Source organism: Streptomyces chiangmaiensis, assembly GCF_036281785.1.
Lineage (GTDB): Bacteria > Actinomycetota > Actinomycetes > Streptomycetales > Streptomycetaceae > Streptomyces > Streptomyces chiangmaiensis.
In genome coordinates, this window is sequence record NZ_JAYWVC010000100.1 from 1 (window position 1) to 12455 (window position 12455).

Annotated in this window: 8 protein-coding genes and 1 tRNA gene; 7 read left to right on the top strand and 2 right to left on the bottom strand. The window is 69.7% G+C overall.

Translation table 11 applies throughout. The annotated features are described in order from the left end of the window. Positions 1-112: 112 nt before the first annotated feature. Together VXC91_RS25260 and VXC91_RS25265 are read right to left on the bottom strand one after the other, a co-directional pair. On the bottom strand, positions 113-2080 hold the full coding sequence (locus VXC91_RS25260; RefSeq protein ID WP_329509624.1) for a SpoIIE family protein phosphatase: 1968 nt from the start codon (positions 2078-2080) through the stop codon (positions 113-115). 312 nt (positions 2081-2392) lie between these two features. After that, positions 2393-2464: transfer RNA gene (locus VXC91_RS25265), tRNA-Arg, on the bottom strand. A gap of 282 nt (positions 2465-2746) precedes the next feature. Between VXC91_RS25265 and VXC91_RS25270 the strand changes: the two genes are divergently transcribed. From VXC91_RS25270 to rho, 7 genes are all read left to right on the top strand, one after another. Beyond that, positions 2747-3319: a response regulator gene (locus tag VXC91_RS25270; RefSeq protein WP_408057467.1), complete on the top strand. Its 573-nt coding sequence runs from the start codon at positions 2747-2749 to the stop codon at positions 3317-3319. Between the two features lie 283 nt (positions 3320-3602). After that, on the top strand, positions 3603-4991 hold the full coding sequence (nrtL, locus tag VXC91_RS25275; RefSeq protein ID WP_329509626.1) for an ArgS-related anticodon-binding protein NrtL: 1389 nt from the start codon (positions 3603-3605) through the stop codon (positions 4989-4991). Positions 4992-5009: 18 nt separating this feature from the next. Continuing rightward, complete coding sequence (gene lysA, locus VXC91_RS25280) at positions 5010-6401, top strand: diaminopimelate decarboxylase (RefSeq protein ID WP_329509627.1); 1392 nt, start codon at positions 5010-5012, stop codon at positions 6399-6401. A gap of 165 nt (positions 6402-6566) precedes the next feature. Further along, positions 6567-7859 carry a homoserine dehydrogenase gene (locus tag VXC91_RS25285; RefSeq protein WP_329509628.1) on the top strand — a complete coding sequence of 431 codons (1293 nt, stop codon included), beginning with the start codon at positions 6567-6569 and terminating at the stop codon, positions 7857-7859. A gap of 6 nt (positions 7860-7865) precedes the next feature. Then, a complete protein-coding gene (gene thrC / locus VXC91_RS25290) occupies positions 7866-8924 on the top strand; it encodes a threonine synthase (RefSeq protein ID WP_329509629.1) in 1059 nt (352 codons plus the stop codon). Between the two features lie 246 nt (positions 8925-9170). Beyond that, positions 9171-10088, top strand: a complete 918-nt coding sequence (gene thrB / locus VXC91_RS25295; RefSeq protein WP_329509630.1) for a homoserine kinase — start codon at positions 9171-9173, stop codon at positions 10086-10088. Between the two features lie 406 nt (positions 10089-10494). Continuing rightward, entirely contained in the window at positions 10495-12438 is a 1944-nt protein-coding gene (rho, locus tag VXC91_RS25300) for a transcription termination factor Rho (RefSeq protein WP_329509631.1), read from the top strand. Positions 12439-12455 lie beyond the last annotated feature (17 nt).

Here is a 12455-nt window from a genome sequence, read left to right on the forward strand (position 1 = left end):
TCAGCCCGATCAAGAAGGTAGGACCTGATAAGGACGAGACTAGATTTCAAAGCCTGTGCCGGCGTGGGCGTCGTCATCGACCGATTGATGGCGTCCCGCGGGCTTGACGGCGTCACGTGCGTCGGATGACCAGCACGGCCACGTCGTCGAGGTGGTCTACCGCGACCGCGGCGTCGAGGATGCGGTCGGCGGTCTCCTCGGCGTTCAGCCCGTCGTGGAGGGCCGCGCCGGCCAGTGTTCCGGCTCGCTCCATTCCGGCTTCCAACGTCAGGCCCGGGCCTTCGACCAGGCCGTCGGTGACCATGACCAGAGCGCTGCCCTTGTCCAGGGTGAACGTCTCCTCGCGGTACTGGGTGTCGGGCACGACTCCCAGGACCGGCCCGCCCGGCAGCACGCGGATGCTGTGGCTGCCGTCCCTGCACGCGTACAGCACCGGCACGTGGCCGGCGCTGGTGCCGGTGACCTGTCCGTCGCGCGGGTCGATGTGCAGCATGGTGCAGCTGGCGAAGCGTGCCGCGCCCATCGTGACGAGCAGCTCGTTGGTGCACGTCAGCACTGTTCCCGGATGCGCTTCGCGGGCGGCGATCCCGCGCATGAACGAGCGCACTTGTCCCATGAAAGCGGCGGCGTCCACGTCGTGCCCTTGGGCGTCGCCGATCTCCAGTGCGACCGCGCCGTCGGGCATCACGAAGGCGTCGTACCAGTCCCCGCCGATATCCAGCCCGTCTCGGCTGGGCCGGTAGCGGGCGGCGACCTCCAGGCCCGCTAGGTGTTCGGGCAGCGTGGGGAGCATGGTCTGCTGCAGCGCCGTGGCCAGCTCGACTCGTGCCTGCTGCAACCTGATGCGCCGCAGTGCCTGGCCTGCCAGGTCGGCCAGCGTACCCATGAGGGTCCGCTCCTCCAGGGACGGCCGGTATCCGCAGGGGTAGAACACCGTCCACGCCCCAAGCGGCTGATTGCCGGTCTCGCTGAGGGGGGTGATCGAGACGGCATAGTCGGGGCCGAGTCGGCCGATCCACGGAAAATCGACCGCGTGTGGCCAGCGGCGGATGTAATCCTCCCGGTCGGGGATGCACTGCGGCCGGCCGGTGCGAATCGCCTCGGGTATTGGGCCGGGATCGTCCAGCGGCATGCCGTGCAGGAACTCGACCTCGCGCATGGTTATCCCGGCATCGGTGGAGACGCGCAGGCGGCCTTCGTCGACGAGTGCGAGCAGGGCGCCGCTGGCACCGAAGGTTGCGGCGAGCCGGGTCAGGATGACCTGCTGCAGTTCCTGTTCTGTGGCTGCGGTGATCAAGGCGGAGGAGAAGGCGGCGGTGTCTTTGGCGTGCTGTCGCTCGGCAGCCAGCGCGGCCCGCGCCTTCTTCTTGCGATTCTCCTGCTTGGTGTCGTCGCGGACCAGCCCGAAGACCCGCTCGGGGCCGCCATACCCCAACTGCATCCGACGGGTCCGAACGGCCAGTCGGTGCCAGCCATCGTGCGGGGTGAGGTACCGCAACCTCACCCAGGGGGACTGGACGGTGGGCGGGCGCAGGAGCTGCCGCAAGGCCGCCTGATCGTCAGAGTGCACTGCCGAGATCACTTTAGAAAGGTAAGTATGGGGATCCGGGAAGGTCGCGGCCAGGGCGGGTGCGCCACCGAGCCACTCCAGCTGGTGCTCCTGGGGTGAATACATCCACAGGCCAAGGTCGGCGGCCTTGGTGGCCAGCCGGAACGGGATCAGCAGGCTGGCCAGGTCGTTCCGCGCGTCCAGCGCGTGCACCCAGACCAGCTGCTCGCCACTTGCGGGATCCTTCACCTGCCGCGACTCGAGCAAGCAGGCAACGGCTGCTCCGCCCGGCCCGGGGAAGGTCAGTACCCGCATTGCGACCGTCTTCGTCGTGGCAGCGTGGACCACGAGACTCTTGGCCTTGACCCCCTCGCTTGCGGGCCACAGATCACCGAAGTCACGTCCCAGGCACTGCTCCGCCGGCCTGCCCAGCGCGGTGGCCATCGCAGCGTTGAGACCGTTGATGACACCGTCCAGCGTCAGCAGAGCCGCTGGGTCAGCCCTTCGGAGGAGTTCGTCCGAGGCGTCCATCTGTGGCTCCCTGGCGAATACCAAAACAGCCTCTTCAGCCATAGTCGCGCATTTTGCCGCGATATCTTGGTGAAGGGTGTGTTTGACCGCTGCGCTGAGTGACGACGGCAGGGGACTCGCTGGAAACGGTGGACGGCCGTGGCTGGGCTCGCTCACGAGCAGCGTGCACGCATCGCCCGTTGGCCCACACGCCGCTCACACGCGATTAGCGCGCAACAGTGAGAAAGAGCGGGACCCAGTGAGACTGGGTCCCGCTCTTCGTGTTTGGCATCCGCGCTGGTCAACCGCATGATCGTGCTGGTTGAGGCGAAGTGCCCCCGGCAGGATTCGAACCTGCGCACACGGCTCCGGAGGCCGTTGCTCTATCCCCTGAGCTACGGGGGCGTGTCAGCCGTTCTCTTCGGCGACGGGTAGAACCCTACCAGCTCTTTCGCTGTCGTCATGAACAGGTTTCTCGGGCCATGGGTCGCCCGCGGTCCCCTTGGGCCCAGGCCCTGCGTCGAGCACGGCTACCTCGAGAACCCGCGGGTGTCGAGCGCCGCTCCCTCGGGCAAGGCTCCCCGGTGCAGCTCCCCTCCCGGAGGAAGGGCTGAAGACGAAGTACTGGGCAACGGCCTCCTTGGCCAAGGGGGCCGTCTCGGCCCTTGGCAAGGCGCAGCGGCGATCGTGCTTCCCCCGGACGGGGTGGAAGTGGGGAAAACCCGGACGCGGCCCCTCGCGTCGACCTACTCTCGAGTTGTGTCAGGCGCGTCCGGTCGGGTGCTTGTTGTGGACGACAACAAGGTCATCCGGCAGCTGATCAGGGTCAACCTCGAGCTGGAGGGTATCGAGGTCGTGACCGCGGCCGATGGTGCCGAGTGTCTGGACGTCGTCCATCATGTGCGGCCGGACGTGGTCACCCTGGATGTCGTGATGCCGCGGCTCGATGGATTGCGGACCGCCGCGCGGCTGCGTTCCGATCCGCGGACGCGAGAGCTTCCCCTCGCCATCGTCAGCGCTTGCACGCAGTACGAGGTCGAGAGCGGCCTCGATGTGGGTGTCGACGCCTTCCTCGCCAAGCCGTTCGAGCCCTCCGAACTTGTCGAACTGGTGAAGGAACTGATGGAGCGTCGAGGGCGCGTCGATGCATTCCGGTCCGTCGGCGGGGCCGGCACCGGTGCCACGTTCGGCAGTGGCCGCGATTCCGGGGAGGCCGAGCGGGCCGGGCACGCGGACCATGCGGGCCGCGCGGGGGCCTGAGCGGCTTTGTGCCCCTCGGGGGGATCCAGCGACTTGATCATCGATCGGCGTATCCCCCGGCCACCCCGTCCGAGCCCTTCCGCCCTCCCTGCCGCCGAGTCCTCCCAGGGCACCCGATCGTCCCCTCCAGGCCACCCACCGGGGACCCCACCGCGGCACCCCGACCACCGCAACAACGCAACCTTGACGGCACCCCGCCCACACACCCGACCCCCGTCCACATTCCGGACTTCCGCCCAAACCAGTTCGCAGACCCACCCCCCACCTCCCATACCCTTGTCCCGTGACCCCCGTCGAGCTCTCCGGCACCGTGCTGCGCGCGGTGCGGGATGCTGTGGACGGGGGGGAACTCAGCGTGGCCGTGCCCGCACGTGCCGTCGTCACTCCGCCCGGGCCCGGCGGCCGTGGCGACTACGCCACCAACATCGCCCTGCAGCTCGCCCGTCCCGCCGGCCGGTCGGCCCTCCAGGTCGCCGAGATCCTGCGGCGCCACCTCCGTGACACGGCCGGAGTGGCCGACGTCGAGATCACCGGGCCCGGCTTCCTCAACATCCACCTCGAAGGGGCCACTGCCGCTGCCGCCCTCGTCCAGGAGATCCTCCAAGGCAGCAGGAATGCCCAGGGCGAGCAGCACGTCCACCAGGATGAGGGCGTCCACCGGGATGAGGGCGTCCACCAGGATGAGGGCGTCCACCGGGATGAGGGCGTCCACCGGGATGAGGACGTCCACCAGGTTCAGGAGGTCCACGGGAGCGATCGCCACAGCAACATCGGCGTCAACAGCCGCCTGGAGATCGACGGCGACCCCGATATTGACGGCGACCCCGATATTGACGGCAACCCTGATACCGGCAGCGACCCAGACATCAGTAGCAAGCGAGATATCAGCAGCAAGCCAGATGTCAGCAGCGACCCCGACATCGGCCGCACCCCCGACATCGGCCGCAACCCCGCTGTCCGCAGCAGACCGGACACCGGCGGACACGGCAGCCGCAACCGCACCCCCCGCCTCTCCTACGGCCACACCTCCGCCCTCCAGGGCCTCGTCGTCGCCCTCCGTATCCCCTACGAGATCCGGGCCGAAGTCGTCGCCGACACCCTCGTCCGGATCATCGCCACCCAGGGCGGCCGTGCCGAAGTCGATCATGCGCGTCCCGGCGAGCGCGTTGATCTGCGGCCCGTGCCGGCGCCAGAGGACCCCGCACCCCTCGGGCCCGACGCCGCCCGCTGGGCGTTGCTGTATCCGGCGCCGCACGACCGGCCCCGGATCACCGCCGATCATCTGCTGCAGCGCGAGAGCAACCCCCTGTTCCGCGTCCGTTATGCCCATGCCCGCGCCCGTGCGCTCGGCCGTAACGCCGCTCGGCTGGGGTTCGAGGCCGTCCCCGGTGACCTGGCGGACGTTTCCGCTGCCACCCCGGTCGTCCGCGCCCTCGCCGAGTATCCGAACGCCCTCACCCAGGCGGCCTCCCACCGCGCGCCCGACCGGCTCGCCCGCCATCTCGTGGCCGTCGCCGATGCCCTGCTCGCCTTTCAGCACACCGTGCTTCCGCTCGGCGACGAGAAACCCTCGGCCGCCCACCGGGCCCGGCTCGCCCTCGCCGAAGCCGCCGGGACGGTGCTGGCCGGCGGCCTGTCCCTGCTCGGCATCAGCGCACCCGACTATCTCTGAGAGAGCCCAGATCCCACCATGAGCCGTTCCGCACACCCCGCCGGGCCCCGCCACGCCGACGTCCTGCCCGAGGGCCACTACTTCGCACCGCCCGCCGACCTCAACGCACTCGACCCCAAGGTGTGGGCGCACACCGTCGGCCGCAACGCCGACGGCGTGGTCGCCGTCGGCGGGATCGACGTCAAGGCGCTCGCCGAACAGTTCGGCACCCCCGCCTACTTCATCGACGAGGCGGACTTCCGCGCTCGGGCCCGGGCCTGGCGCACCGCCTTCGGGCCCGGCGCCGACGTCTTCTACGCGGGGAAGGCGTTCCTGTCCCGTGCCGTCGTGCGCTGGCTGTACGAGGAGGGACTGAACCTCGACGTCTGCTCGGGCGGTGAGCTCGCCACTGCCCTCTCGGGCGGCATGCCTGCCGACCGCATCGCCTTCCACGGCAACAACAAGTCCACCGAGGAGATCACCAGGGCCATCGAGTCCGGCGTCGGGCGGATCGTGCTCGACTCCTTCCAGGAGATCGTCCGGGTGGCGCACATCGCCTCGTCGCTCCGCAGGCGGCAGCGCGTCCAGATCCGGGTCACCGTCGGCGTCGAGGCACACACCCACGAGTTCATCGCCACCGCCCACGAGGACCAGAAGTTCGGCATCCCGCTCGCCGACGGACAGGCCGCGGAGGCCGTGCGCCGGGCCCTCCAGCTCGAGGGGCTGGAGGTCATCGGCATCCACAGCCACATCGGGTCTCAGATCTTCGACATGTCGGGCTTCGAGGTGGCGGCCCACCGGGTCGTGGGGCTTTTGAAGGACATCCGGGACGAGCACGGCATCGAGCTGCCCGAGATCGACCTCGGGGGTGGGCTCGGGATCGCATACACCAGTGACGACGATCCGCGTGAGCCGCACGAGATCGCCAAGGCCCTCACCGAGATCGTCTCCCGCGAGTGCGAGGCCGCCCGCCTGCGGACTCCTCGTATCTCCGTCGAGCCGGGGCGCGCCATCGTCGGGCCCACCGCCTTCACGTTGTACGAGGTCGGCACCATCAAGCCCCTCGACGGGCTGCGCACCTACGTCTCCGTCGACGGCGGCATGTCGGACAACATCCGCACCGCGCTGTACGACGCCGACTACAGCGTCGCCCTCGTCTCCCGTACCTCCGACGCCGAGCCGATGCTGGTGCGTGTGGTCGGCAAGCACTGCGAGAGCGGGGACATCGTGGTGCGGGACGCCTTCCTGCCCGCCGATCTCGCGCCCGGCGATCTCCTCGCCGTGCCCGCCACGGGCGCCTACTGCCGGTCGATGGCGAGCAACTACAACCACGTGCTCCGCCCGCCCGTCGTGGCCGTGAACGACGGCGAGGCCCGTGTGATCGTGCGTCGCGAGACGCAGGAGGACCTGCTGCGTCTCGACGTGGGGTGAGTGCCCGGACGCTGTCCCGGGGGCCGCTGATCCGGCGGGAGATCTTCCCGCCTTCTGCCGTCGGGAAGATGAAATAGATGTCTCACGATTCGGATAAAGGGCGGAAAGCGCCGTCCGGTGAGTGAGACTGGTCCAACCGTAGACCGCATGAGGAAACGAGGTCGGATGATGCGTACGCGTCCGCTGAAGGTGGCGCTGCTGGGCTGTGGGGTTGTCGGCTCAGAGGTGGCGCGCATCATGACGACGCACGCCGACGATCTCGCTGCCAGGATCGGGGCCCCTGTCGAGCTGGCCGGGGTCGCCGTCCGCAGGCCCTCCAAAGTGCGGCAGGGCATCCCCGCCGAGCTGGTCACCACCGATGCCACCGCCCTCGTCAAACGCGGGGACATCGACGTCGTGGTGGAGGTCATCGGGGGGATCGAGCCCGCCCGGACCCTCATCACCACCGCCTTCGAGCACGGTGCGTCGGTCGTCTCGGCCAACAAGGCGCTCGTCGCCCAGGACGGGGCCGACCTCCACGCGGCGGCGGAGGAGCACGATCGCGATCTGTACTACGAGGCCGCCGTCGCCGGTGCCATCCCGCTGATCCGTCCGCTGCGCGAGTCGCTCGCCGGCGACAAGGTCAACCGGGTGCTGGGAATCGTCAACGGGACCACCAACTTCATCCTCGACAAGATGGACTCGACGGGCGCCGGGTACCAGGAGGCCCTCGACGAAGCCACCGCCCTCGGATACGCGGAGGCCGACCCGACCGCCGACGTCGAGGGGTTCGACGCGGCCGCCAAGGCCGCCATCCTCGCCGGGATCGCCTTCCACACGCGTGTGCGCCTCGACGACGTCTACCGTGAGGGCATGACCGAGGTCACCGCCGCCGACTTCGCCTCGGCGAAGGGGATGGGGTGCACGATCAAGCTGCTCGCCATCTGCGAGCGTGCCGCCGACGGGGGCTCGGTCACCGCGCGCGTGCACCCCGCCATGATTCCGCTGACCCATCCGCTCGCCTCCGTGCGCGGCGCGTACAACGCCGTCTTCGTCGAGTCGGACGCCGCCGGTCAGTTGATGTTCTACGGGCCCGGTGCCGGTGGCGCGCCGACCGCCTCCGCCGTTCTCGGTGACCTCGTCGCCGTGTGCCGCAACCGTCTCAGCGGGGCCACCGGGCCCGGCGAGTCCGCCTACGCGGCCCTGCCGGTGTCCCCGATGGGTGATGTCGTCACGCGCTACCACATCAGCCTCGACGTGGCCGACAAACCGGGTGTTCTCGCCCAGGTCGCCACCGTTTTCGCCGAGCACGACGTTTCGATCGATACGGTTCGCCAGCAGGGCAAGGACGGCGAGGCCTCCCTCGTCGTCGTCACCCATCGTGCGTCCGACGCGTCCCTGGCCGGGACCGTCGAGGCGCTGCGCAGCCTCGACACCGTGCGGGGTGTCGCCAGCATCATGCGGGTTGAAGGAGAGTAGCCAGCAATGACCCACCAGTGGCGCGGAATCATCGAGGAGTACCGGGACAGGCTGCCGGTGTCCGACAGTACGCCCGTCGTGACGCTCCGCGAGGGCGGCACTCCGCTCGTGCCCGCGCAGGTGCTCTCCGAGCGCACCGGCTGTGAGGTTCATCTCAAAGTGGAGGGCGCCAACCCCACCGGATCCTTCAAGGACCGCGGTATGACCATGGCCATCAGCAAGGCCAAAGAAGAGGGCGCCAAGGCCGTCATCTGCGCCTCCACGGGCAACACCTCCGCCTCGGCAGCCGCCTACGCCGTACGGGCCGGGATGGTGTCGGCCGTACTTGTGCCCAGGGGCAAGATCGCGCTGGGCAAGATGGGGCAGGCCCTCGTGCACGGCGCGAAGATCCTCCAGGTGGACGGCAACTTCGACGACTGCCTCACCCTCGCGCGGGCGCTGTCCGACAACTACCCGGTCGCGCTGGTCAATTCCGTCAACCCGGCGCGTATCGAGGGGCAGAAGACGGCGTCCTTCGAGATCGTCGACATGCTCGGCGACGCCCCCGACATCCATGTCCTGCCGGTCGGCAACGCGGGCAACATCACGGCCTACTGGAAGGGCTACAAGGAGTACGCCGCGGACGGTGTCGCCCGGCGGACCCCGCGCATGTGGGGTTTCCAGGCCTCCGGCTCGGCACCGATCGTGCGCGGCGAGGTCGTGAAGGACCCCTCGACCATCGCCACCGCGATCCGCATCGGCAACCCCGCGTCCTGGAAGTACGCCCTGGCGGCGAGGGATGAATCGGGCGGGTTCATCGATGAGGTGACGGACCGTGAAATTCTGCGCGCCTACCGTCTGTTGGCCGCGCAGGAGGGCGTCTTCGTGGAGCCCGCGTCCGCCGCGTCCGTCGCCGGCCTGCTGAAGGCCGCCGAGCGGGACATGGTCGACCCCGGGCAGCGGATCGTGTGCACCGTCACCGGAAACGGCCTCAAGGACCCCGACTGGGCCGTCGCGGGCGCCCCGCAGCCGGTCACGGTCCCGGTCGACGCGGCCGCGGCCGCCGAGCGGCTCGGACTTGAGTAACGCGGGCGCTGCCGGGGGATAACCCTGATGGCATCCCGCAGAGGGGAGCACAGGGGGCTTACGACACGCATCGTGCGCCTCCCGTGCGCCCTATGTCGCCACAGAACCTTCCTTCGATAGGCTGTACCGAACCCGCCCGCCGCATATGCCGCGGTACCGCGTCGTCCCTGCGGCCCGGCCCTCGGGTTTCCCGCACGTATCGAAAGTCACTCGACCATCACGCAGCTCAAGGAGAGTCATCGAGCGATGGCCGGTCCAGCGTTCCGCGCCGCCGCCGTCCGGGTGCGCGTCCCCGCCACCAGCGCCAATCTCGGCCCGGGCTTCGACGCCCTCGGCCTCGCGCTGGGGCTGTACGACGACGTGGTCGTCCGAGTGGCCGACTCCGGGCTGCACATCGACATTGCGGGTGAGGGCAGCGAGACGCTTCCGCGTGACGAGAGCCATCTCCTCGTACGGTCGCTGCGTGCCGCCTTCGACTCCCTGGGCGGACAGCCGCGCGGCCTGGAGATCGTGTGCGCCAACCGTATTCCGCACGGCCGCGGCCTCGGCTCTTCCTCCGCCGCCATCTGCGCCGGCATCGTCGCCGCGCGCGCCGTGTCCATAGGTGGCGACAGCCGGCTCGACGACGTCGCGCTGCTGGAACTCGCCACCGAGGTCGAGGGTCACCCGGACAATGTCGCGGCGTGCCTCCTCGGCGGTTTCACGCTCTCCTGGATGGAACGAGGCGCAGCCCGCGCGATCCGCATGGACCCCGTCGATTCCGTCGTTCCGGTGGTTTTCGTTCCCGGAAAGCCGGTTCTGACCGAGACGGCGCGCGGTCTGCTCCCGCGCACCGTGCCGCACGTCGACGCAGCCGCCAACGCGGGCCGCGCCGCACTGCTCGTCGAGGCGCTGACCAGGCGCCCCGAGCTGCTGCTGCCCGCCACGGAGGATCGTCTCCACCAGGAGTACCGGGCCCCGGCCATGCCGGAGAGTGCGGCGCTGGTGGAGCGGCTGCGAGGCGACGGGATCCCCGCGGTGATCTCCGGCGCGGGACCCACCGTCCTGGCGCTGGCCGACGGCGCGAGCGCCGACAAGGTGGCCGATCTGGCGGGCGAGGGCTGGGCCGCCAACCGGCTGGAGCTGGACAGCCAGGGAGCGAGCGTGCTGCCGCTTGCGTCCTGACACACGGTTGCCGGATTTCGAGAGGGGGAATGTTTGTTGGATCCGGTAGTGTTAACCTCAAGTCTGCACCCAACCCCGCCATGGCTAGGTGCTTCGTGTCCCCGTCCGGGACAACCATTCTTCCGGGAGCCTCCCAAGCCGCACTGTGCTTCGTTTCGCGTACGTGAGCATCACGTCGTACGCGGGCGCTGAGCGGATTGCCGAGCACGCTCCGGAATCGGCGTGACCGAGCCGAGTGACACAACCGAGTGGCACGGCTTCGGGAAGCGCCAATCACCAGATATCTCTTCCGCCGCATTGGCGGACCACCGCCCCGGCACGGTCCACACAGACGGGATCGAAGTCGGACAGCACAACCGGTCGCCGAGCCAGACAGGCCGACGTCCGCTCCAGGGAAGGACCCTTCGTGAGCGACACCACCGATCTGATGGGCGCACGTGTCGAGGAGACCGCTGCCGCGCCCGCCACGGACGCCTCCGCGCCTGCCACCGGTGCCGGCTCCCGGCGGCGCCGCGGTACCGGCCTCGAGGGCATGGTGCTGGCCGAGCTGCAGCAGGTCGCATCCGGCCTCGGCATCAGGGGCACGGCGCGCATGCGCAAGAGCCAGCTGATCGAGGTCATCAAGGAGGCGCAGGCCGGGGGTGCCCCGGCCAAGGCCGAGGCAGCCACCGAGACCAAGCCCAAGCGCCGGGCCACCTCCAGGACCCGTACCGGCGACGAGGCCGCCGCGGCCGAACCCCGGGCGGAGAAGGCGGCCGAGGAGTCCGCGGCACCGCAGCAGATCGAGATTCCCGGCCAGGGAGCCGGTGACGACGCCCAGGCCGAGCGTCGCCGCCGTCGCGCCACAGCGGAGGCGGGCAGCCCCGAGACGGTCGCCGCCGAGGCGAAGAGCGAACCGAAGACCGAGACGCCCGCGCAGCCGCAGGGCGACGGCAGGGCCGACGGCGGCGAGGGCGAGGGCCGCCGTCGTGACCGCCGCGACCGCGGGCGTGATCGCGACCGCCGTGGCAAGGGCGACGACCAGCAGCAGGGCCAGGGCGGCCAGCAGCGTCAGCAGCAGGGCCAGCAGCAGGGCGGCGGCCGCCAGGACCGGGCGCAGCAGGACGACGACGACTTCGAAGGCGGCCGGCGCGGCCGGCGTGGCCGGTACCGCGACCGCCGTGGCCGCCGTGGCCGCGACGACCTCGCCGCCGAGCCGCAACTGGCCGACGACGACGTCCTGATCCCCGTCGCGGGCATCCTGGACATCCTCGACAACTATGCCTTCATCCGTACGTCGGGCTACCTGCCCGGGCCGAACGACGTGTACGTCTCGCTCGCCCAGGTCCGCAAGAACGGCCTGCGCAAGGGCGACCACATCACCGGCGCGGTCCGTCAGCCGAAGGAAGGCGAGCGGCGCGAGAAGTTCAACGCGCTGGTCCGCCTCGACTCCGTCAACGGCATGGCGCCCGAACACGGCCGTGGCCGCCCGGAGTTCAACAAGCTCACCCCGCTGTACCCACAGGACCGGCTCCGTCTGGAGACCGACCCGGGCGTGCTGACCACGCGGATCATCGACCTGGTGTCGCCGATCGGCAAGGGCCAGCGCGGACTGATCGTGGCCCCGCCGAAGACCGGCAAGACCATGATCATGCAGGCGGTCGCCAACGCGATCACCCACAACAACCCCGAGTGCCACCTGATGGTCGTCCTCGTCGACGAGCGTCCGGAAGAGGTCACCGACATGCAGCGGTCGGTCAAGGGCGAGGTCATCTCCTCGACCTTCGACCGCCCGGCCGAGGACCACACCACGGTCGCCGAGCTGGCCATCGAGCGGGCCAAGCGCCTGGTGGAGCTGGGTCACGACGTCGTCGTGCTGCTCGACTCGATCACGCGTCTGGGCCGTGCGTACAACCTCGCCGCGCCGGCCTCCGGACGCATCCTGTCCGGTGGTGTCGACTCCACGGCCCTCTACCCGCCGAAGCGCTTCTTCGGCGCGGCCCGGAACATCGAGGACGGCGGTTCGCTGACCATCCTCGCCACCGCCCTGGTGGACACCGGGTCCCGTATGGACGAGGTGATCTTCGAGGAGTTCAAGGGCACCGGCAACATGGAGCTCAAGCTCGACCGGAAGCTCGCCGACAAGCGCATCTTCCCGGCGGTGGACGTCGACGCGTCCGGCACCCGCAAGGAGGAGATCCTGCTCGCCAACGACGAGCTCGCCATCGTCTGGAAGCTGCGCCGGGTGCTGCACGCGCTCGACCAGCAGCAGGCGATCGAGCTGCTCCTCGACAAGATGAAGCAGACGAAGTCGAACGTCGAGTTCCTGATGCAGATCCAGAAGACGACGCCCACGCCGAACGGCGACTGAGCCCGTCCGAAGCCCCG

Bases quoted from the DNA above. Each gene is read 5' to 3' on its own strand.
- VXC91_RS25260 (WP_329509624.1), bottom strand. From the start codon at position 2,080: ATGGACGCCTCGGACGAACTCCTCCGAAGGGCTGACCCAGCGGCTCTG.
- lysA (WP_329509627.1), top strand. From the start codon at position 5,010: ATGAGCCGTTCCGCACACCCCGCCGGGCCCCGCCACGCCGACGTCCTG.
- VXC91_RS25285 (WP_329509628.1), top strand. From the start codon at position 6,567: ATGATGCGTACGCGTCCGCTGAAGGTGGCGCTGCTGGGCTGTGGGGTT.
- thrC (WP_329509629.1), top strand. From the start codon at position 7,866: ATGACCCACCAGTGGCGCGGAATCATCGAGGAGTACCGGGACAGGCTG.
- thrB (WP_329509630.1), top strand. From the start codon at position 9,171: ATGGCCGGTCCAGCGTTCCGCGCCGCCGCCGTCCGGGTGCGCGTCCCC.